Here is a 22,298-nt window from a genome sequence, read left to right as displayed (position 1 = left end):
AATACAGCCATATATTAATACATTGTGAAAATAAACTTACTAAGCAATGATTAGGCTGGGTATTTTTAATAATTTGCGACAAATATATAAGGTTTAAAGTCTATAAAAACAGAAAATTAATAATATATTGACCACTTTATAGAAAGTACTATAGAATGAAAGCGATAACAAACGATTGCTTTAAGATGATTTCCCTGATCTTTTAGTATTTACAAATATATGAAGACATAAACAAATCTATTTTTTTGAAAAATAATGCAAACGTTTTCGTATTGAAAGATCATTGAAATACATATGTGGAAAATAACCAATATGGGGGTGAAGTAAAAGAGATTTCTAAATTAATTTAAGTAGTGTAATTTAGTACGAGCATAATAAATCGTTCGTACTATTTAAAGAAAGGGTGTATGTGATGCAAATGATAAAAAGATTAATTAACAAATCAGTATTATTACTTACTATAATCGTTATGTTATCATCTGTTTTCTCTTTTCAAAGTGTAAAGGCAGTTTCAAATTCGAAAACAACTGAAGTTATCATTCATTACAAAGAGCAGTCTGGAAATAAAAAAGACTGGAACCTTTGGATTTGGGGAGAAAACGAAAATGGTAAATCATATGAATTTACTGGCAAAGATGAATTTGGAAAGTACGCTAAGATGAATATAGATGGTGACTATAATCGTGTAGGATTTATCATTCGTACAAATGAGTGGGAAAAAGATGGTGGCGATCGTTGGATTGAAAATATAAAGGACGGTCGTGCTGAAGTATGGATTCTTTCAGGTGATGAAAAAGTATATAACTCTAAGCCTTCTTCGGATCTATCAATTCAAAAAGCAACTATTGATAGTTTCAATGAGATTACTGTAACGACTAATTTCCCGTTTAATATTAAGGAACGGAAAATTGAAATTGAAGGCATTAAAATTAAGAATATTAGTCCTTTCGATATAAACAGTGGAAATGTTACTAATAAGGTTAAAATAATTACGGAGCAGAAAATTGATTTAAAACAGACATACAAAGTTAAAATTGAAAACTTAGCAACTACGAATACCGAAATCGGTAAAGTCATTCGTAGTGAGGAGTTTGATAATTTATTTTATTATGGTGGTAACGATTTAGGTAATGTATATACACCACAATATACAAAGTTCCGTGTATGGGCTCCTACTGCAAGTGAAGCAAAATTAGTTACATATAAAAAATGGAACGATAAAATAGGTACTGAAATAAACATGCAACAAGGTGAAAAGGGCACTTGGAAAGCAGAACTTAAAGGGAACCAAAAAGGTCTCTTTTATACGTATAAGGTGAAAATTGGGGATAAGTGGACTGAAGCCGTTGATCCGTATGTGCGTGCTGCTTCTGTAAATGGAGATAAAGGTGCGGTTGTTGATTTAGAAGAAACAAATCCGAAAAAATGGAAAGCAAACAAAAAGCCAAAATTTAAAAATCCGGAAGATGCTATTATTTACGAATTGCATGTACGTGATCTTTCTATTCAGCCCGAAAGTGGCATTAAACAGAAAGGGAAATATTTAGGTGTAGCAGAAAAGGGAACAAGAGGGCCTGAAGGTTTGAAAACGGGACTTGATCATATGAAAGATCTTGGTGTTACACACGTTCAGCTTTTACCGATATTTGATTATGCTTCAGTAAATGAAGAGAATTTAAACGAACCACAATATAACTGGGGATATGACCCGAAAAATTTCAATGTTCCAGAGGGATCCTATTCTACAAATCCATATGAGCCAACTGTTCGAATAACTGAATTAAAGCAAATGATTCAAACACTGCATGAAAATAATCTTCGTGTTGTTATGGATGTAGTTTATAACCATATGTATAGTGCTACTGAATCTAATTTTCATAAGTTAGTTCCAGGTTATTATTATCGTTACAATGAAGACGGAACATTTGCAAATGGAACCGGTGTAGGAAATGATACTGCTTCAGAACGAAAAATGATGAGGAAATTTATGGTCGATTCTGTAGCGTACTGGGCAAAAGAATACAATTTAGACGGATTTCGTTTTGATTTAATGGGTATTCATGATTATGAAACGATGAATGAAATACGTAAAGCTGTTAATCAAATTGACCCTTCTATTATATTGCATGGAGAAGGCTGGGATTTAAATACACCTCTTGCAGCTGAGTTGAAAGCAAATCAAAAAAATGCAGAGAAAATGAAAGGAATTGCACATTTTAACGATAATATACGTGATGGATTGAAAGGTAGTGTATTTGAAGAGAAAGAAAATGGATTTGTAAATGGAAAGGAAAACATGGAAGACCGTATTAAAAAAGGGATTACGGCAGGCATTGACTACGATACAAGTTCGTCTACTTATCAAGATCCGGAGCAGGTATTAACTTATGTGGAAGCACATGATAATCATACATTATGGGATAAACTTGAGTTGACTAATCCAGGTGACAGTGAAGAAGTGCGAAAACAAATGCACAAATTGTCTTCTTCGATTTTATTAACATCACAAGGTATTCCATTCTTACATGCAGGACAAGAGTTTATGCGTACGAAATATGGTGATCATAACAGTTACAAATCTCCAGATTCAATTAATCAGATGGACTGGTTGCGCCGTGCATCGTTTAATAATGAAGTAGATTATATGAAGGGCTTAATAGAATTACGTAAAAAGTACGCAGCCTTTAGAATGACATCTGCAGAACAAATTAAAAAACAAGTATCTTTTATTGATGCTCCAAAAAATGTTGTGGCTTATTCAATAGATGGAAAGGGCAATGGAAATAAAAACGAATACTTTATGGTGGCTCATAATGCAAATAGGGAATCCGTTGAAATCGCGCTTCCATCGAAAGGTCCTTGGAAAGTGTTAGTAGACGGTAAACAGTCGGGTAGTAAAACACTTTACGTTGTCCATGACAATAAAATTAAAGTTCCTGCATTAAGTTCATTAGTTTTAAAAACAGAGAAATCGATTAAATAAATGCCAAAAGCGGAGTGAAGGTTGTTTTCACTTCGCTTTTAAAGTTAAAACAGTATAATTTCACATACTGTAATTATATTACAATTTAATAAACAAAAAGAGAAGAACTTACACGGTTCTTCTCTTTTTTATGTGTAATTAGTGTTTCCGTAATTGCATATATAAGAGTTTTTGAAAATAACGAACGACAAGACGATGAACCTATTTACTAAGTGACGAGAAAATGACAAAACTGTAAGAATGCATGAATGTTTGTAAGAAAGTTCGATGTTTTCCTTTTTCTTTTTTTATTAAAGTGAAAAAGAAGAAATCGATGTCATAAGAGAGTAATATTTTTAGTTGAGTACAATAACTCAAACTATTTATGTAATGAAGGTATATGGAAAACAGTAAAACACCTTACTAAAAAGGAGGGATTTGAAAATGTCTTTTTCTCAATTCAATATTGATATTTTCCGAGCAATTAATGATTTAGGTAAACAATATTCATTCCTAAACTCAGCCATGGTATTTTTGGCAGAATATATGGTATATATTTTTGCTTTAATTATTTTAGCTTATTGGTTTACCGGGTCCAGAAAAAGTAGGATGCTGATTATTCAAGCGATGGTTGCTTTTGTAATTGCTGAGGTGATTGGAAAAATAGCAGGGAATTTTCATTTGAATTATCAACCGTTTGCAGTATTGCCTGATGTTAATAAACTTGTCGACCATGCTGTAGATAATTCATTTCCTAGTGACCATACGATTCTCTTTTTTTCAATTTGCTTTTCGTTTTGGCTTGTTCGTAAAAAAACTGGATGGCTATGGCTTATACTTGCACTTTGTGTAGCGATCTCACGTATTTGGGTAGGGGTTCATTATCCTTTTGATGTTGCAATAGGGGCTTTAATAGGATGTGTTTCAGCGGTATTTTCGTATTGGTTAGTACCAAAATTATCTTTTATTAGGCAATTACTTACTCAATATGAAAGAGTAGAGAAACATGTTTTACCATCCAAAAACAAATCAAAGGGATTTTGAGTATAGCCCTATCACATCCTCATTACTATTCTCCACAAGTTGAATGGACCGAAACATTCAATGCACTTATTTACATCCACGAAAACGAAAAGGAATGGGAAGTACATCCAGACAATAAAACAGTTTATTACCTAGATATATGATCTATATACTGTCCCGTTAACATTTTATATGTATCGTTATTGCAGAATTAAACCTACAATCATAATTAAACTAAATAGTATCATCCAACCAAATGCACAATAGCCGAAGATTCTAATCCATTTGGGTAATTGATTCATGTTAACTTTATTTGTGGGAACTCCTTGCATAAAAAACATCATTTTTTGATCTCTATCCCTATTATTTTGTTGTTCATACATAATATCATCACCTTTCTAGAACTATTGCGTTTATAGTTTATCAGCCTGAAGAAAATTATGTGAAGAATAAGGGGAATAGCTTATATATTATATGGTGAATTTTATAAATAAAGGAGTTTAATTAGCTATAGATTTAAGAGCTAATCCTTTATAAATAGTGAAAAAGAGTCCTACATAAATGGGACTCTTTTTCTTCAAGTATTAATTTACTGGATATGCATTAGAACCGAGATAACGTTCTTTTATAATTTTAAGATGATGAAGCTCATGACCAGCGATGATGTATGCTAATGCACGAACTGTAACTTCAGATTTGTTCGCATTTCCTCTTTGTAACCAAGTGTCTTTATCTAAACTTCTAAGTAAATGCACGGTAGATTGGCGAACAACTATTAGATTCTCAAGAAGATCTTGCATAGATTGCTTATCAAAAGCAGCTTTAAGAACATACATATCATCGTTATAGCCTGGAAGTTCTGCTGTCTCGCCTCGAGCAATAGATAACAAGCGATACGCCATAATACGTTCTGTATCTGCTATATGACCGACTACTTCTTTTATACTCCATTTAATAGGAGCATATCGGAAAAGCCCCTTGCTATCAGAAATCTCTTTTAATAAAAGGTTCGTTTCCTTTATTTGTTGTTCTAGAATATGTATGATATTTCCGTCTGATACCAAGTTAATATACGTTGCATAATAGGAGTTATATTCACTTACCTTTGGTCTAATTTGCATACGAATCATCCTTTATATTTAATTAAGTACAGCTTATCACAAAAGAGTTTTGAATTAATCTGAAAGTTCGAAATTACAATTAAAAAATTTACCTACTACCTTAGTCGAAAGAGTGTACTTTCACATCAATTAACAAACAGAAAAAGGACTTTTGATTTAACTCTTAGAATATCGTTCTATTACGAGTACTTTGATATTAATTGCTTTTTTGATTACTTTTGATGATAACGAGGAAATATAGAAAGGTTGTGAATTTATTTGATGGGTTATAAAGCTATGCTGTTTGATTTAGATGATACATTACTTAATAGGGATATGGCAGTAGATAAATTGTTTTTATTTGTTTTAAAAACGTGTTATGAGGATGTTAGTGATACAGTTAAAAACAATATGTTACAGAAATTCAAAGAATACGATAAAAGAGAATACGGCATAAGTAATAAAACGACAGTCCTGGGATCATTGTTTGATGAATTCCCACCGAAGTATAGACTGCCACGCAATTACATCCAAGATTTTTGGAATGATAATTTCCCTAAATGTTTTTCAATAGACAAAAATACTTATCATTTCTTAAATCATATAAAGAGGCACTTTAAAGTTGGAATTATAACAAATGGCTCAACTCAGAGGCAAAAGGCCAAAATAATTAACACGAATTTAAATAATTACTTTGATACGATCATTATTTCTGAAGAAGTGGGATTTAGTAAACCTGATAAACGTATATTCGAACTAGCATTAAATAAGCTTAATGTAAAACCAGAAGATGTATTATTTATAGGAGATGACTTAGAAAAGGATATTGCTGGTCCTCAAAATGCAAATATAAAAGGTGTGTGGTTTAACCCGCAGAAAATCAAGAATACTACTAAAATACAACCGTATGCCGAGATTAATACTTTGGATAGTTTGTTAAGTTATGTTACTCCACAATATTTTTATAACAAGTAAAATCAATTTCATATATATTCAAAAATTTCATTGACCGTATTAGTAAGATAAAAATCTATATTTAAAATAAAAAAGAGGCAATTTAAATAGCTGCGGCCAATTTAATCTATGATTAATACGAAGTTTTGTAAAATAATTTTACTCATACAGTGTACATTATAAAGGGGTGGGACTATGGAAATAAAGAAAGTAGTAATCGATGGAATCAATATTGCGGTCATTAGAAACGATAAGGTATTAATATCCGATGTTCAATCTGCATTAGATACAATGGCAACAGTTCAATATGAGGTAGATGCGAAACATATTATCATCCATAAATCTTTAATAAGTGAAGAGTTCTTTGATTTAAAAACACGTCTTGCGGGTGATATTCTTCAAAAATTTATAGACTACAAGGTAAAGTTTGCAATCATTGGAGATTTCTCTATGTATACTAGTAAAAGCTTAAAGGATTTTATTTATGAATGTAATAAAGGTAGAGATATTTTTTACTTAGCAACTGAAAAACAAGCACTTGAAAAATTAAGTACATTGAAGTAATAATAACATCCCAATAAAATCTCCCTCTTTTTCATATCGCTTATTATTTACAACATATAGGAACTGATGTTTGTGATAAACTGAGAAATGAATAAAGGGGGAGTTTTCTTGAACAATTTTAATGATTCAATCCGAAATTTAAACAATATAGTATACAAACCCAACAATTTAATAATTACGAATCTAAAAGAAGAAAAGCAAAACGCAGAATATGCAGGATGTATATTTCATTTAAATAACAAAACCATTCGTTTTAGAAAATCAAAAATTACTCCTAATAAAATTGGTCAATTTGTTTCTTTTTGGGAGAAAGATGACAATATGCAAAATCAAGCATTTTCTTATAAAGCTGCTCCTGACTTATTAGTTATTACTTGTATAGATGATAATAAACTAGGACAATTCATTTTCCCTAAAGAGATCCTTCTTAAGGAAAAAATCTTGAGAACACAAAATCAAAAAGGCAAGATGGCTATGAGGATTTATCCTATATGGGATAACCCTGTCAGTAATCAAGCTAAAAAGAGCCAAATGTGGCAACTTCAATATTTTGTTGATTTCAGTGATAATAATAATTTGCCAATAGACAAATTATTAAGTTTGTATTCATAGCTTTTGATTGGATCCAAAAAGAAGCAATCCTTTTGTATCACGGATTATAAAAAAGGTATTTGTAATGGTTAATTCTTATATTTTACTATCTTGTGAATCGAAATTTTTGTACCGGTACAATTAAATAAAAGGTACATTGTTACAGCACAACATTAAATATACAATCATCATATACTATACTTATACTTTTTAAGGGGTGCTGTATATGACAAGTTTACAAGATCAGCTTTTCACAAGATTAAACCTTGAAAAACATAATGACGTAACGTTTGAAGCGTTAAATACAATACTCTATGCATTTGCACACACTATTCCATTTGAGAATTTAGATATTATAGCAGGTAATACAGACGTAATTTCAAAAGAAAACTTACAGGAGAAAGTCTTAACTAACTCTCGCGGTGGACTATGTTATGAATTAAATACTCTTTTTTACTATTTTTTAAAAGATAGTGGTTATGATGTACAACTAGCATTAGGTACTGTATATAAAAATGATATAAACGCTTGGGCACTTGAGGATGGACATATAACAATTATTTTAAATTATGATAATGCACAATATTTAATTGATGTAGGTATAGCTTCGTTAGTACCTCTCGCGCCAGTACCGTTTAATGGTGAGTTTCTTTCTTCTAAAAATGGCTCGTACCGAGTGAGACAAAAAGATACGAGTAAAGGAAACTATATTTTAGAAAGAAGAGATGTTAACGAAGAGTGGAAAGTTTGTCATGCTTTTTATACTCATATGATTGATGAAACAGTAGTAAATGACGTCCAAAGAAGAGTAATAGAAGATGAGAAATCTATTTTTAACAAAGGACCAATTGCAGTCAAATTGACGGATTTCGGTCATATTTCTTTAACAAATACAAGTATAACTGAAATTAATTGTGGTCAAAAAACGAAGCGTAGTATTACAGAGGATCAATATAGAGATTTGTTATATACTTTATTTACTATTGAGTTGTGAATATCAAAATAGCCGGTTCTTATTCAGAATCGGCTATTTTAATTATTTTTGGTTTAAAAGGTTTTTGTCTAATATGTTTTGGAAACTGCGGTATAGTTAATGTTTTTAACGTTTCTGCAGCTTCTTCATATGTATGAAAAACTGGTTCTTTTCCATTATCCCCTTGCAGAACGCGTCCTTCATCTCGGATAACATATGGCATGAAACCACTCCTTCTAGTAAAGAATTATGTTCTTTTGCAACAGAATGATGCGATTTAAAGTTTGATTTTCTTAATAGATATAATACACTAGAACAGTATAAAAAAAGTATATAAAATGAATATCGGATGTAAAGGAAGATTATTATGTCAGTAATTGATAAATTGAAACTAAATAAGTATACAAATATGGTTGTTATTAACGAACCAAGTGATTATGACATTTTCACAGATAAAGAAACATCATTTTCAAAAGAACATGATGCTGTTTTTATTTTTGTAGAAACGCTTGATGAGATGGTAGAGCATACAAATTTCATTATTAAAAATGAAAAGTTGTTACTTGAGAAAGGTTATGTATTTTTTGCGTATCCGAAAAAAGGTAATTCTCGTTATAGTACTTTTATTCATCGTGATGAAATGTTTCCAGCTTTAAATGTTGGAGAAGATGGGTATGTAGGAAAGAGCGATATTAAATTTGCGCGAATGGTAAGTATGGATGACGTCTTCACTGTTGTAGGCTTAAAGCGTGAGAAGAAAAAAGCTACGAAAACACCTGCAATGAGCCAATGTGTAGCTGATTATGCAGATCGAATTCAAGATGTTGAAGCTTTATTAGCTAATCATCCAAATGAACTTACGTTTTATCAAAGTTTAACACCTGGATATCAAAAAGATTGGGCACGTAATTTATTTTCTGTAAAACAAGAAAAAACACGTGAAAAACGTCTTGAGAAAATGATTGAAATCCTTTCACAAGGATATAAAACAATTGAATTATTCCGTAAGAAGAAAAAATAATGATTAGGAACGTCACAATGATGCAACAATTAATTGCGATGAGTACATTGAAAAAAGTATTCCTTCCATTATACTAAGGAATGTTCTTATATTTATATAATTAGTAAAAAAGAAAAGGTGTTTAAAATGAAATCGTATATTGTAGTTGGAGCCGGTATTTTAGGAGCGTCTACTGCTTATCATCTTGCTAAGGCTGGCGCGAACGTTATTATCGTAGATCGTCAACAAGTAGGTCAAGCAACTGATGCAGCAGCCGGTATTGTCTGTCCATGGCTTTCACAACGTCGTAATAAGGCATGGTATAAAATCGTTAAAGGCGGTGCGCGTTACTATTCTTCGTTAATTCAGCAATTAGAAGAAGACGGTGAAACGGATACAGGTTACAACCGTGTAGGTGCAATTAGTTTACATACTGATGAGAAAAAATTAGATCAAATGGAAGAGCGAGCGTATAAACGCCGTGAAGATGCACCAGAAATTGGTGAAATCACTCGCTTATCAGCTGAAGAAACGAAAAAATTATTCCCAGCATTATCAGAAGAATATAGTTCTGTTCATATTAGTGGTGCTGCACGAGTAAATGGAAGATTATTACGCAACGCATTAATAAGCGCTGCGAAAAAACATGGTGCAACTTTTATAAAAGGCGATGCAGTATTAATCCGTGAAGGTAATCATATTACGGGAGTCAAAGTAAACGATGCAACAATTTTAGCAGAAAAGGTTATTGTAACTGCAGGTGCATGGGCGAATGAAATCTTAAACCCATTAGGAATTAATTTCTTAGTTACGTTCCAAAAAGGACAAATTGTTCATTTGCAAATGGAAAATACAGCAACAGAAAATATGCCTGTTGTTATGCCGCCAAACGATCAATATATTTTAACGTTTGATAATGGTCATTTCGTAATTGGTGCAACACATGAGAATGATACTGGTTTCGATCACCGTGTAACTGCAGGTGGTTTAAACGAAGTTTTCCATAAAGCAATAACAGTTGCACCTGGATTAGAAAATGCTACCATGCTTGAAACGAGAGTTGGATTCAGACCATTTACGCCAGGATTCTTACCTGTTATTGGCCCGCTTCCTAACTTTGAAGGTATTCTCGTTGCGAACGGATTAGGTGCTTCAGGTTTAACGGCAGGTCCATATTTAGGGTCAGAACTTGCTAAATTAGCGCTGGGACAACCGATTGAATTAGATTTAAATGATTATGACGTTGCTGGCGCAATTGAATAACATGGAGTACTTAAGCAAATTCGACAGGAAATAATCAGTTTTTCTTCGTTAAGAGTAAGCCTGTTTATGAAAAATAAAATACTTTTAAAATAGAGGGCCGACACGATAAACCTGCATTATTAATGTAGAAATGTGATGTTGGCTCTTTATTCATATTTATTTAAAGCTTATTTTCGAGAGGAGGTTAAGCAATGCGAGTACCCTATCAAGTATTGATATTTCCTTATATAAAAACTGACGATTCTATTCAATATGCCATTTTCAACCGAAGTGATTATGGTTATTGGCAAGGAATTGCTGGTGGTGGAGAAGACGGTGAGATTCCTATTGAATCAGCAAAACGGGAAGCGTTTGAAGAAGCTGGTATTATAAGAGAATATCCATATATAAAATTAGATTCTGTGTCTTCACTACCAGTAGAGGATGTAGTTGGAGGATTCCTTTGGGGAGAAGACGTTTATGTAATAAAAGAATTTTCTTTTGGAGTTAAAGTCCCTACAAAAAACATCTCATTATCTAAAGAACATTTCCAGTATAAATGGTTATGCTTTGAGGAAGCAGTAAAGCTTTTGAAATGGGATAGTAACAAAACAGCATTGTGGGAATTAAACAAAAGACTATTAAAACAATTAAAGTGTTAACTAACAAAAATATTAGTGGAACAAGAATTGAACAATTAAGACAAGCCTTGCTACACTTCATATGTAGCAAGTTTTTTCTTAGCGTCGTTTTTTTAAAACCAAATTGTGATCAAATGATGAGTTACACCAAATATCGGAAATATATAATAGAAAATAAATTTCATATAGAGGTGAAATTATATGCCTAAAATTGATAATATGTTAGCGATTCTATGGATGCTTCGTTCAGGTAAAAAAATTACTGCAAATCAAATCTCAGAAAAGTTAGAGATTAATATAAGGACTGTGTATCGTTATATTGATACACTTTCAACAAGTGGCGTACCTATCATTTCAGAACCAGGACATAACGGTGGATACACTTTACTGAATAATTTTATTGAGGCTCCTCTTTTTTTTGATTTTGAGGAGCAAACTTCACTATTTCACGCTGCTGTTTTCGCAGAAGAAGCCGGATATTATGGAGGTGAAGCACTAAATAGGGCCATTTCAAAACTAAGTAAATACTCAAATCAAGAGCAGGAAACAAAGATAAACCAACATTTAACTAATCTTGAAGTAATAAGTCGATTACGTCCACTCTCTATAGAACCTTTTTTGAAGGAATTGGAGCAGGCCGTAGCTGACGGGTATTCAGTAAAAATTCTTTACCATAAAAGTGGCGAAAAGCAATTAAATTATAGATTAGTCGATCCATACAGAATTATCTTTTGGAATAATAAGTGGTATGTGATTGGATTTTGTCATCTTAGGAATGATATCCGTAGTTTTAGAGTAGATCGAATTGAAAGTCTAATGCTAACCGAAAATAAGTTTAACCGGCCAAAAGATTTTTCAGCACGTGACTTTTTTATAAAAAACCTCCTTCCAACTATAGAAGATAAGGAAGGGATTATTTCTTTGGTTATTAATGGAGATAAAAGTGTATTGGCTGATATTTGCCAGCATTGGTTTTTAGGACATTATTTACAAGAACGGACTTCAAATCAAGCAGTTTTTCTTCTTGAAAAAGATATAATTCATACATATGTACCTTATTTACTTTTACCGTACAATAAATCTATTAAAGTTATTGAGCCGATAAGTCTTAAGAAAAGACTTATTGAAATTCTGTCGGAATTAATAAAATTTCATCAAGTATGATAACTTCCCTGACGTTAGCTGTCAGGGAAGTTATCATATAATAGCTATATCAATTGTGATTGGAGTGCTATTGGATGCAAACAAAAAAAGTTTTTCTATATGTATTTAATACAATGTCGGACTGGGAATATGGATATTTAATTGCTGAACTAAACTCAGGAAGATATTTCAAAAAAGATTTAGCACCTTTAAAAGTAATTACAGTAGGGGCTAATAAAGAATTGATTACTACTATGGGAGGACTGAGCATAAAACCAGATATTTCCCTTGATGAATGTATTCTTGAGAGCAAAGATCTTTTAATTTTACCAGGAGGGACTACTTGGAGTGAAGAAATTCATCAACCTATCTTGGAGAGAATTGGCCCAGCTTTAAAGCTGGGCACTATTGTTGCTGCAATTTGTGGTGCAACTGATGCCCTCGCGAATATGGGATACTTGGATACTAGAAAGCATACAAGTAATAACCTAGAATATACTAAAATGGTATGTCCTAACTATAAAGGAGAAAAGTTTTATGAGTTGGGATCTGCGGTATCTGATGCGAATTTAGTTACTGCATCCGGAATAGCGCCTCTGGAATTTGTAATGGAGGTACTGAAAAAAATAGATGTATTTACACCAGATGCATTACATTCATGGTATAACCTAAATAAGACTCATAAACCTGAATACTTCTTCCAGTTAATGAATTCAATAAATAGATGAGCTAAAAAAAGCAACTTAGCAGATTTATATTAGTTTAAATAAAAACCATGCTTGAGACAACGTCAAAGTATGGTTTTTGAATATAATTTAAAAATGCTTATAGGGGTTTGACCCCTTATAGAGGAATGAAAAAGCCCAATTTCTATTAATTAACGGTGAAGTTGGGTTTTTAGTATTGAAAAATCCTTAACGTTGTAAATCCGCATTTTCCTGACGGTACCCCAATAATCAAGCTTGTTTAGAAAGAAAAACGTTTTTTATACCTGAGGATAGTGAAAACTTCACGTCTTTCTTACAAATATCGTGAAGTTATTTCGAATTCGCGCAGTTTTCTGTTAATTAAAAGAGACAATCTTGGATATATATGCTAACATCAGGGAGGAATTGTAAAGGAAGCTGGAAAAATGGAGGTAATGATGAAAACTTTCATATATATGGTGAGACACGGGGATTCACCGAAATTTGGAAAAGAAGAGACAAGAGGATTAACTGAAAAAGGAAAATTAGATGTTCAACGAATAACAAATGCATTACAAGGTGAGGGAATCGACGTTGTTATCTCAAGTCCATACAATCGCTCAATTCTAACTGTTCAGCAGTTAGCAAAGCAATTAGGACAAGAAGTTATAGTATTTGAGGACTTAAAAGAGAGAATTTTTATTGCTGAAGAGGAACGAATGTCGGATAAAGAATTATTCCCTTTGATAGAAAAGTCATTCTTAGACCCCGACTTTGCTTTAATAGGAGGAGAGTCGAATGTCGAATGTCAGAAACGTGCTATAAAAGTTTTAAAAGAATTATTAAACACCTATCGAGGACAGAAAGTAGTATTAGGCACTCATGGAGCTGTAATGACTTTGATGATGGGATATTATGACAGTAAGTATGATTTGAATTTTTTACTACAGACATCAAAACCAGATATATATAGAATGGAATTCAATGGGCAAGAATTGGTGGAAGTTAAAAGATTGTGGGAAATTTCATAGATTGACTTTATTCATCCATAGCTTACCTTAATGGCGTGTATTATAAGAAAAAGGGTTACTGCGGTAACCCTTTTTCTTATGGCACTGACGGGGATTGAGTTCAACAATATAAAAATTCGGTTCTTAGCGTACAAAATTCACGTTTTGTTCTTGCTATCCCGAGGTGAAATGGGAGGGAATGTTTTTGGGCAGGATATTTTTAAAGTTATTTTTTAAATCAATCCTATTTGTTTTCTTATGCGGTATTGTTGTTTTTTCTATATTTCAGATTATTTTTGTCTGGAGTGTTTCGACAGGACTAGGGAGAGATGATATAGTCGGATTTTCTGATAATAAGTATGTAATTGGTCGTCCACCTGTTAGCTATAATTTATATAAAAAAGATAGTGGGGAAACTATATTAGATAATGTTATTGGTTATAAAAAAGGAAAAACTAAAAGCTATATTCGGAATAAAATTGAATTTGTAGTGATAAATGAGACACAGGGTAGCTATGAATTGTATAAAATAGAAAAGGCTTCAGAAAAGGATATAGAACGGCTGAAAGAAATGAAGAGATTAGAATAAAAGAGACTATCTGAAAGGTAAAAATGTACACTTGTTATTGTTAGATCTAAAAAATGATTTAGACTGATAACTGGGTTTTATTTTATAAAAAGAATTATTATTAAAATAAAGCATTAGGAGTTCAGTCCCATGCCCTCAAGTTAATATTTTGAAGTGTGCTCCAAACGAAAATTTTCTTCGCTTTGGGGAACTACCAATTTCTTAAGTTGATGGGCCTGTGACGGTACCCGTAGATGATAAAATAGAGTACTAAGCATCCGATGTGAAAACAGATATCCCTGAATCAAAATTTTTATGAAAATGAAAACTCTTTTGGTCACCCAGGCGCAGGAGGTGCATTCTGTTTTGACTATCCAGATGAAAAGTTAGGTTATACTTATACGATGAACAAATATGGCCAATGAACCAAGAGAACTGACACTAAGAAAAGCCCTGTTCAGTTGCCTATGAAAAAATGAAAATACGTGAAAATAGTTAAAAATATTTTTATGTTGTATGGTTTTTGGCTATGAATAGCGGAATAAACATTAAGTATTCAGCAGTTCAAATAAAACGAGTCATCTTTTTATTTTAAGAAGAAAGATGACTCGTTTTATGCTAAAATTCGCTTAGTGTATATTTTCGTTAAAATGTGGGTAGGCCCCCTTTTAGCAAAACCGGAGTGGAAATGATGAGTATAAATAGTTTTGTGGGATTGATAAAGGAAGAATTATTAAAAGAGGTAATCATAAGAAGTGAGGATGCATTCGAGCCTGTAGTAGTTAAAGATATTCCTAGACCTTGGAAGTGTTTAGGGCAAGGTAATTATGCCGCAGTATTCATGCACAGAAAGTACAAAGATTGGGTAGTGAAAGTTTACGCGCGAGAAGGAGAAGGAATTGAAAAAGAATCAGAAGTATACCGAAGAATCGGAAATCATCCTTCTTATTCGGAGCTTATATATAAAGGAGAAAATTTCATAGTATTGAAACGTTTAAAAGAAATTACCTTATACGATGCTATTCATAAGGGAATTAAAATTCCTAAGCAGGTGATCCTTGATATCAATGAAGCTTTAGAGTATGCAAGGGAACAAGGATTAACTCCTTGTGATGTTCACGGGAAAAATGTAATGATGGAAAAAGGAAGGGGATATGTAGTCGATGTATCTGATTTCTTAAAAACAAAAGAAGATAGTAAGTGGAGAGACCTAGAAAAGGCATATTTTACATTTTACTTGCCTTTCATTTATAAATTGCCTTTCCCTGTTAAAATACCGTATTTTATGTTAAACATAGTTAGACATTCGTATAGAAAATATAAGAACATTAAAAAGAAATTCAAATTATAATAGGATCACATACTTATTTATAGGTTAGCTAAGTGAAACACTAGTAAACAAAAGGACCGTACATTTTAGATATGTCTAATATGTACGGTCCTAATCTTTTTTATTTATACATATTTTTGTTAGTTATATCACTATCAATTCCAAAACGAGATATTTTGAATAAGTGAAACCGTCAAAATAAGTGTTGATGCGGAACCAGCAGTTAATAACATTACTATTTTTCGTCCATTCTGTTCTTTTGAAGGTTTTATCAGTTCTGTAATCAACACAATCCATATTATTATAGAAACTATAGAAATAATATTTATAGACATATATAACATATCCCTTCGTGTTTTTACATAAACATTTCTTTTTTTATAAAATAAAAGCAGTCTAATAAGAAAATATGTACAGCATTAAAAATCAATATTCTCCTGTTAAACCACCTTTTTTAAATAGAACTACGACTGATAAAACGATAACAACAGCCTTCAAACTGCCCCAATATGGATAAATAGCATGTTGAAAAATGTTCTCTAAACCAAAAATCCCAATAATGATTGCTAAAAGAAAAGCGGCTTTTCCTATAGTCGTATTACAATAGAGGGTAAATAAATATAGTGCAAATATAAGTGGTAAGATGATTTGTAGTATAAGTGTCATAAGTAGTCCCCCTAGTTTATTTATAATTATATTATATACAAAATTGTAATAAAAAGGAATATGAGTTAGTTGATACTAATAAAACTACTCTAATCATACTCTTCTATTAAATAGAATAAAAAGGGGTGGAAAGTTAATTGACAAAAGTTAAGGTTCGTTTACGACCCATTGTTCATAAAGTAAATTTACCAACTGTATTGAAAACAACTATTCTTCCAGGTGAATCGACCGAAAGGCTATTTATCGCAACTCAATTAGGAGAGATTTTTTACATAGGAGACGGTGTTATAAAAACATTTTTAAATATTCGTCCGCGAATTATTAAATTAGGTACTTTTGAAGAAGGTGTTGCTAGTAGTGGGTATGATGAGCGAGGATTGCTTGGACTAGCATTTCATCCACGATTTTATCAAAATGGGTTATTTTATCTTCATTTTTCAGTAGCTGGAACTCAAGGACCTGGTGCACTTTCTGAACAATTCAAACCGAATCCTTGTGACCCTAAAACGTTAAACTTAAAGTGGATTAATAGAAATACACAATATGATCATATTGATACAATTGAAGAATGGATTTTACAATCAAATGGTCAACCTCAAAAACACAGAACATTACTTAATATAAAACGCCCATTTTTTAATCATAATGGAGTAAATACTTTAAACTTTTCTCCAGAAACAGGGCAACTTATTTTTACAAATGGAGATGGTGGGTCGGGTTATGATCCGTTTAATTTAAGCCAAGATAATTTAGAAATAGCAGGTAAAATAATTGAAATCGATATAAGTAAAAATACATTCATAAATAATCCTCCAGTAGTTACGCGCTTTAATGAACTTCCTCTATCTATACAAGAAACACTTACAGTGATTGCGAAAGGGGTTCGTAATATAACCGGCATTTCATTCCAAAGGTTTTATAATCAATATATTAAATATACAGGTAATGTCGGACAGGATATTGTAGAATCTATTTTTTCATTTGTTCAATATAAACCAATACCGGTTACCGAACTTGTTCAAATGCATGTAATGAGATTCACTCCCAATCAAGATGGGTTTATTAATTTTGGTTGGAGAGGATGGGAAGGAGAATTACCTACTTCTTTTATAAGGCACTGTTCTGAGAATCCTACTTTGGATGAGAGAACAATGGCTTATTATAATGAAACAATAGAATTATCCGCAAAGCGTATTCAGCCACTCATTAGTTATTTTCATAAAGACCCCAGACCAGATAAGTTTGGAGGAACTTCACTAACAGGAGTTCAGCCGTATATGGGAACTGCAATCCCGAATTTAAATGGTAGTGTTGTATTTAGTGACCTTGCTAAGAAAGAAGATTCACAGTCGCCAGTTAAAGGTGTTTTAGCATATACTAGAGCCGGTACAGAAGGTAAATATACTGACTTTCATGTTATTGAAACCAATTATGATTTTGGTACGCAAGCAGCTTATTATATGAGTTTAGGAACAAATTCGGATCAAACTAGATTATATTTAGGGGTTTACGGTTCTATGAAAGTAACTGATTTTAACAAAGGAACCATTTTTGAAATTATTCCTTGATACGATATACACTGGCAGTTTAAAAATATTAGCAACTCATAAACTACTAGTGTATGAATAATATAGAAAGTGATGAATTAGGTATCTTTAGGGGGATTTCGATGAATCGGTTTATACGTTATTGGTGTCAATTTATGATAGAGACTGATGCGAACTTTGTTCATAAAAGAAAATTGTCCCTTGCAAATAAGTTAGTCATTACAGCTTTAATGAGCGCTTTAGCCACCATGTTTCAAGCAGCGGGGAATTTAATTCCTGGTATAGGATTATTCATTAGCCCTTTTGCGACGTTACCAATTTTTTTCGCTATTTGCTACTCTATTCGTGAGGGAGTACTTTCTTATCTTCTTACTATTCTCCTATTATTTATTATCGAGCCAAGTGAACTAATTGTTTTTCCTTTTACTACAGGCTTATTAGGTATAGCCTTAGGACTATCCTTTATACAATTCAAGAGGAGAATTTGGGTGGTTTCCTTTTCTGCGATTTGTCTACTTATAGGAATAATAATTGTTCTAGATATTTTCCGTTTTCCCGTACTTGGTCCTACTATTCATACAACTATGGATATAAACATTATTTTATCAATATTTATACTGAGCTTTCTATACTGCTGGATCTATGCAGGGCTTTGTAAAATATTGTTGAATAGAATATATAAAGTTTGGTTTTAACAATTGTATAGAATGGAGATTTAAATCATGTATAACGTTGAAATTAGAAGACCGAATTCGGATGATTTAGAGGAACTTCACTTGTTTTTCCGTATAGTTATTACGAATACATATAAAGACGAAGGATTATCACAATTATTAGCTGAAATAGAAAATGAAATTAACTCAAAAAAGCAATATTTGAAAAATGATTTTGATAGTAATGGAGAAAATCGTTACTTTTTATTAGCAATAGATACAAATAACGATAAAATCATTGGAACAATTGAAGTTGGTCCAGCAAGTACATTGATTAATAGTTGTACAGGCGGCGCACTTAAAGATTTGTATGAAATAGGAACTGTATTTATATTTCCAGAGTATCAAAGAAAGGGTATAGGTAGTTTACTACTAAATACAATGTTTCTTACGTTACTTAGCAGAGGAATAACAGAATACTGTTTAGATAGCGGATACAAAAACGCACAAAGTATATGGACGAAAAAGTTTGGAAAACCTAGCTACGTACTGAAGGATTACTGGGGAGAATCAAGTGATCATATGATTTGGAAGAAGAGTTTACATGATACACCTATAATATTTAGATTATAAAATGAAATATACCTCTGGACATAGCTTTTCTTACGTATGTATGCTATTATTTATCTTTATAATAAAAGAGGACGTGAATGAACTTGATTAAAATTAATATTCCTGAAGCTGATGTTTCAATTACTGAGCGTAAACAAGTTATTAAAGGTGACGAGCCAATCATTACTCCAATTAATGGTTTTATCGATTTCCACTTGTTCCCTAGAGATAAAGGCGGCATTTTTATGTTTTACAATATTAATGACGAACTTCTTTTCGTAGGTAAAGCTCGTAAAATTAGACAACGTATTAAAAAACATTTTGAAGACAATGTTTCACCAATTAAAAATCACCGTGATGAAGTATACCGCATCGATGCATGTATCGTAGAAGATCCAACTGAAAGAGAAATTTACGAAACATATATCATCAATGAATATAAAGCAAAATATAACGTTGATAAAGTATTCTATAAATAAGCAACAAAAAACAATCCTAGCACATATACTGGGATTGTTTTTTATTTAAAATTAATCCTCATATTTTTCTCCTTTTTTTAAATGATTAGCAGCATACACCTATACATATAAGTACAATTCCAATTGTTTTATGTTTTCCTTCAAAGAAAGGAATATTAGAAATAACATTTGTCATACACAACCCTACAAACACAAGGATAGGTCCTATCCACAGTAATACATTGCCGAATGTTGTATGTTTCCACATATTAACCCTCCTCGACCATTTTTACATATATATCCATAATAAAAAAGTAAATTCATAGAGAAATATAGTTTTTTTCATATCGAAAATTTAACCTTCATATATTGGTACAAGCAAACAAGAAAGGAGACCATCATGAATTGGTTAGAAGCTTTTATATTAGGGATCATACAAGGTTTAACAGAGTTTTTACCGATAAGTAGTACAGGTCATCTTTATTTAGGAAGGCATTTGTTTCAATTAGATGAAGCAGGATTGTTTTTAGATACGATGCTGCATATCGGAACTTTACTTGCAGTGTTTATTTATTACAAAAAAGAATTTATATATTTAATCAAAAATCCATTTTCAAAACTAATGTTGTTACTTATTGTTGGGACGATACCTGCGGTTGTAATCGGCTTATTATTTAAAGATTTTTTTGAAGATATTTCAAAAACAGGTATCACGATTGGTTGGGAGTTTTTAGTGACAGGATTTTTTCTCTACATGGCAGATAAACAAAAGAATGGTCGTAAAAAAATGGACGACATTACATACAAAGATGCATTCATTATTGGTTCCTTTCAAGCGGCTGCTATTTTTCCAGCAATTTCTCGCTCTGGAATGACAATTGTCGCTGCACTATGGAGAAAGTTAGACCGCGAAACTGCTGCTTACTTTTCTTTTTTATTATCAACTCCAGCCATTGTCGGAGCTATCATCTTACAATTTGCAGATGTTTTTCAAGGGAAGGCAGAATCTATTTCTAGTACATCTTTAATTGTTGGAACGTTATCAGCAGCGTTTTTTGGTTACATAGCCGTTTCATGGATGATTCAATATTTAAAACGACATTCTTTAAAAGTATTCGCGTATTACGTATGGGGATTAGGTATTTTAATTTTAACGTTGCAATTTACTCATGTGTTTTAATTTAGTAACAGATCCTGTTTCATTCATACAAGACAGGGTCTTTTTTCATTAAGGGGGAAAATATGTTTAATAAGGCTATTGTTATTGGTGGAAGTATGGCAGGAAAGCTCGCAGCAAAAGCATTATCAACTACTTTTAAAGAAGTAATCATTCTAGAAGCTGGCGAAAAATGGGATGGAAAAGCTTCGAGAAAAAGAGTTCCACAAAGTAATCATCCTCATGTGTTATTAAAAGGCGGAGAAAACGCAATTGAGAAATTGTTTCCTACTATTACGAACGAATTAATAGAAGCAGGTAGTATCGTAAATAACTTTACTCGAGATTTGAGGTGGCATCAATTTGGTTTATGGAAACAGCCATTCAACGGAGGCGTACATATGATTCAACAGAGTCGTCCTTTGCTAGAATGGCATATTCAAAAACGAATAGATCAAATTTTAAATGTTACCACTAAATTTGAAACTTTAGTTGAAGGTTTATTAGTCGATGGAAAGCTTAATAAAGTGTGTGGGGTAAAAACTAAATGTTTAGACACAGGGCTTCATGAAGAAATTCATGCAGATATTGTAGTTGATGCGAGTGGATTCGGTTCAAAAAGTATAGAGTGGTTACATGAATACAATATTGAGGTGCAAGAAGAGAGAGTGCGTATTGATTTATTTTATGCAACGAGAATGTTTAAACTCAAAGAAGATGAAACGTTAGACTGCTGTAATATGCTAATGTCTCCAAGTTTTCCAGAAAACCCTTACGGTGTACTTATACAAACGATTGAAGATAATCGTTATTTTGTTACTTTTAGTGGCTATGCAAATGAGGAAGCGCCACAAACGGCTGATGAGTTTTATGATTTTGCTGAAAATTTATCCATTGCTAATGTAACAGACTTTCTAAACAAAGCTGAGGGAATTACTGGTATAAAGCTATACAAAATTCCTTATCAAGTACGTCGGCGATTTGATTTAGTTACTAATTTACCAGAAGGGTTGTTAGTAGTTGGAGATGCACAATGTCGTTTTGATCCCGTTTTCGGTCAAGGTGTTTCAGTTGCAGCTATGGAAGCTTATCAGTTGCAATTACTACTACAAGATAGAAAAAATCTCGATAAAACATTTACACAACAGTTTTATAAGAAGGCTACTACAATCATACAAACCCCATGGGAAATGACAACAACGGAAATATCACGACATCCTCAGCTAAAGAGAGAATTAACTATGAAACAAAAATTCCAGCTATGGTATACAAAGCAAATATATCAACTATCTGCAAGTAATTCTGACGTTTATATTCGATTAGTAAGAGTGATGAATTTAATTCGTAGTCCATTTCATTTATTTCATCCGAAAGTGCTATTTGCTGTGTTACTGAAGCGAAAGAAATAGCAGGAAATTA

Annotated in this window: 25 protein-coding genes and 1 pseudogene; 20 read left to right on the top strand and 6 right to left on the bottom strand. The window is 32.2% G+C overall.

All coding sequences use genetic code 11. The annotated features are described in order from the left end of the window. Positions 1-412 precede the first annotated feature (412 nt). Complete coding sequence (gene pulA, locus COE49_RS22950; RefSeq protein WP_098252072.1) at positions 413-2,983, top strand: type I pullulanase; 2,571 nt, start codon at positions 413-415, stop codon at positions 2,981-2,983. A 423-nt stretch (positions 2,984-3,406) separates the two neighbouring features. Continuing rightward, complete coding sequence (locus tag COE49_RS22945; protein ID WP_088229309.1) at positions 3,407-4,006, top strand: undecaprenyl-diphosphatase; 600 nt, start codon at positions 3,407-3,409, stop codon at positions 4,004-4,006. A gap of 179 nt (positions 4,007-4,185) precedes the next feature. Here the strand turns inward: COE49_RS22945 and COE49_RS22940 are convergent, their stop codons facing one another. Further along, positions 4,186-4,368 (bottom strand): hypothetical protein, encoded by a 183-nt coding sequence (locus COE49_RS22940; RefSeq protein ID WP_088059000.1) that lies wholly within the window; start codon positions 4,366-4,368, stop codon positions 4,186-4,188. 201 nt (positions 4,369-4,569) lie between these two features. Next, complete coding sequence (locus COE49_RS22935; protein WP_088229310.1) at positions 4,570-5,106, bottom strand: DinB family protein; 537 nt, start codon at positions 5,104-5,106, stop codon at positions 4,570-4,572. A gap of 261 nt (positions 5,107-5,367) precedes the next feature. Between COE49_RS22935 and COE49_RS22930 the strand changes: the two genes are divergently transcribed. The 4 genes from COE49_RS22930 (at position 5,368) to COE49_RS22915 (ending at position 8,188) form a co-directional block, all read left to right on the top strand. Beyond that, on the top strand, positions 5,368-6,060 hold the full coding sequence (locus COE49_RS22930; RefSeq protein WP_140417295.1) for an HAD family hydrolase: 693 nt from the start codon (positions 5,368-5,370) through the stop codon (positions 6,058-6,060). A 174-nt stretch (positions 6,061-6,234) separates the two neighbouring features. Further along, on the top strand, positions 6,235-6,603 hold the full coding sequence (locus COE49_RS22925) for a DUF4180 domain-containing protein (RefSeq protein ID WP_098356783.1): 369 nt from the start codon (positions 6,235-6,237) through the stop codon (positions 6,601-6,603). A gap of 87 nt (positions 6,604-6,690) precedes the next feature. Next, a complete protein-coding gene (locus COE49_RS22920; protein ID WP_098840968.1) occupies positions 6,691-7,215 on the top strand; it encodes a MepB family protein in 525 nt (174 codons plus the stop codon). Positions 7,216-7,420: 205 nt separating this feature from the next. Continuing rightward, positions 7,421-8,188 carry an arylamine N-acetyltransferase family protein gene (locus COE49_RS22915; RefSeq protein ID WP_098840969.1) on the top strand — a complete coding sequence of 256 codons (768 nt, stop codon included), beginning with the start codon at positions 7,421-7,423 and terminating at the stop codon, positions 8,186-8,188. A 19-nt stretch (positions 8,189-8,207) separates the two neighbouring features. Here COE49_RS22915 and COE49_RS22910 read toward each other — a convergent pair whose 3' ends face one another. Then, entirely contained in the window at positions 8,208-8,390 is a 183-nt protein-coding gene (locus tag COE49_RS22910) for a hypothetical protein (protein WP_088229314.1), read from the bottom strand. A 144-nt stretch (positions 8,391-8,534) separates the two neighbouring features. Here COE49_RS22910 and COE49_RS22905 point away from each other — a divergent pair, with 144 nt between their 5' ends. The 8 genes from COE49_RS22905 (at position 8,535) to COE49_RS22865 (ending at position 15,808) form a co-directional block, all read left to right on the top strand. Then, positions 8,535-9,188: a YdeI/OmpD-associated family protein gene (locus tag COE49_RS22905; RefSeq protein ID WP_098946114.1), complete on the top strand. Its 654-nt coding sequence runs from the start codon at positions 8,535-8,537 to the stop codon at positions 9,186-9,188. 126 nt (positions 9,189-9,314) lie between these two features. Continuing rightward, a complete protein-coding gene (locus COE49_RS22900) occupies positions 9,315-10,430 on the top strand; it encodes an NAD(P)/FAD-dependent oxidoreductase (protein WP_088229316.1) in 1,116 nt (371 codons plus the stop codon). Positions 10,431-10,621: 191 nt separating this feature from the next. Beyond that, complete coding sequence (locus tag COE49_RS22895) at positions 10,622-11,071, top strand: NUDIX hydrolase (protein ID WP_098356779.1); 450 nt, start codon at positions 10,622-10,624, stop codon at positions 11,069-11,071. Positions 11,072-11,251: 180 nt separating this feature from the next. After that, complete coding sequence (locus COE49_RS22890; RefSeq protein WP_098252067.1) at positions 11,252-12,214, top strand: helix-turn-helix transcriptional regulator; 963 nt, start codon at positions 11,252-11,254, stop codon at positions 12,212-12,214. 74 nt (positions 12,215-12,288) lie between these two features. After that, positions 12,289-12,921, top strand: coding sequence for a type 1 glutamine amidotransferase family protein (locus COE49_RS22885; RefSeq protein ID WP_088229319.1), 633 nt, complete (start codon positions 12,289-12,291; stop codon positions 12,919-12,921). Between the two features lie 416 nt (positions 12,922-13,337). Continuing rightward, a complete protein-coding gene (locus tag COE49_RS22880; protein ID WP_088229924.1) occupies positions 13,338-13,910 on the top strand; it encodes a histidine phosphatase family protein in 573 nt (190 codons plus the stop codon). Positions 13,911-14,094: 184 nt separating this feature from the next. Continuing rightward, positions 14,095-14,478 carry a hypothetical protein gene (locus tag COE49_RS22875; protein ID WP_140417261.1) on the top strand — a complete coding sequence of 128 codons (384 nt, stop codon included), beginning with the start codon at positions 14,095-14,097 and terminating at the stop codon, positions 14,476-14,478. A gap of 670 nt (positions 14,479-15,148) precedes the next feature. Beyond that, positions 15,149-15,808, top strand: a complete 660-nt coding sequence (locus COE49_RS22865) for a protein kinase family protein (RefSeq protein ID WP_088229321.1) — start codon at positions 15,149-15,151, stop codon at positions 15,806-15,808. A 134-nt stretch (positions 15,809-15,942) separates the two neighbouring features. On the opposite strand, the gene COE49_RS22860 is transcribed toward COE49_RS22865, so the two are convergent. Together COE49_RS22860 and COE49_RS22855 are read right to left on the bottom strand one after the other, a co-directional pair. Continuing rightward, the gene (locus COE49_RS22860; protein WP_141524717.1) at positions 15,943-16,122 is read right to left on the bottom strand and encodes a hypothetical protein; all 180 of its coding nucleotides are present in this window, start codon (positions 16,120-16,122) and stop codon (positions 15,943-15,945) included. Between the two features lie 91 nt (positions 16,123-16,213). Then, positions 16,214-16,453, bottom strand: coding sequence for a hypothetical protein (locus COE49_RS22855; protein ID WP_098946113.1), 240 nt, complete (start codon positions 16,451-16,453; stop codon positions 16,214-16,216). Between the two features lie 137 nt (positions 16,454-16,590). Between COE49_RS22855 and COE49_RS22850 the strand changes: the two genes are divergently transcribed. The 4 genes from COE49_RS22850 (at position 16,591) to COE49_RS22835 (ending at position 19,744) form a co-directional block, all read left to right on the top strand. After that, complete coding sequence (locus COE49_RS22850; protein ID WP_088229324.1) at positions 16,591-18,021, top strand: PQQ-dependent sugar dehydrogenase; 1,431 nt, start codon at positions 16,591-16,593, stop codon at positions 18,019-18,021. Positions 18,022-18,122: 101 nt separating this feature from the next. After that, a complete protein-coding gene (locus COE49_RS22845) occupies positions 18,123-18,695 on the top strand; it encodes a hypothetical protein (RefSeq protein WP_088229325.1) in 573 nt (190 codons plus the stop codon). A 27-nt stretch (positions 18,696-18,722) separates the two neighbouring features. After that, on the top strand, positions 18,723-19,286 hold the full coding sequence (locus COE49_RS22840) for a GNAT family N-acetyltransferase (protein WP_088229326.1): 564 nt from the start codon (positions 18,723-18,725) through the stop codon (positions 19,284-19,286). 77 nt (positions 19,287-19,363) lie between these two features. Then, complete coding sequence (locus COE49_RS22835) at positions 19,364-19,744, top strand: nucleotide excision repair endonuclease (RefSeq protein ID WP_001048941.1); 381 nt, start codon at positions 19,364-19,366, stop codon at positions 19,742-19,744. A gap of 51 nt (positions 19,745-19,795) precedes the next feature. Here COE49_RS22835 and COE49_RS22830 read toward each other — a convergent pair. After that, a pseudogene (locus COE49_RS22830) lies at positions 19,796-19,991 on the bottom strand (hypothetical protein). Positions 19,992-20,123: 132 nt separating this feature from the next. On the opposite strand from COE49_RS22830, the gene COE49_RS22825 reads away from it, so the two are divergent. Together COE49_RS22825 and COE49_RS22820 are read left to right on the top strand one after the other, a co-directional pair. Next, complete coding sequence (locus COE49_RS22825) at positions 20,124-20,903, top strand: undecaprenyl-diphosphate phosphatase (RefSeq protein ID WP_088033764.1); 780 nt, start codon at positions 20,124-20,126, stop codon at positions 20,901-20,903. Positions 20,904-20,965: 62 nt separating this feature from the next. After that, positions 20,966-22,288, top strand: a complete 1,323-nt coding sequence (locus tag COE49_RS22820; protein WP_088229327.1) for an FAD-dependent oxidoreductase — start codon at positions 20,966-20,968, stop codon at positions 22,286-22,288. Positions 22,289-22,298: the final 10 nt, after the last annotated feature.

The sequence above is a fragment of the Bacillus sp. AFS029637 genome, from assembly GCF_002584985.1.
Classification (GTDB): domain Bacteria; phylum Bacillota; class Bacilli; order Bacillales; family Bacillaceae_G; genus Bacillus_A.
This window is presented reverse-complemented; position numbering and strand designations above follow the sequence as displayed.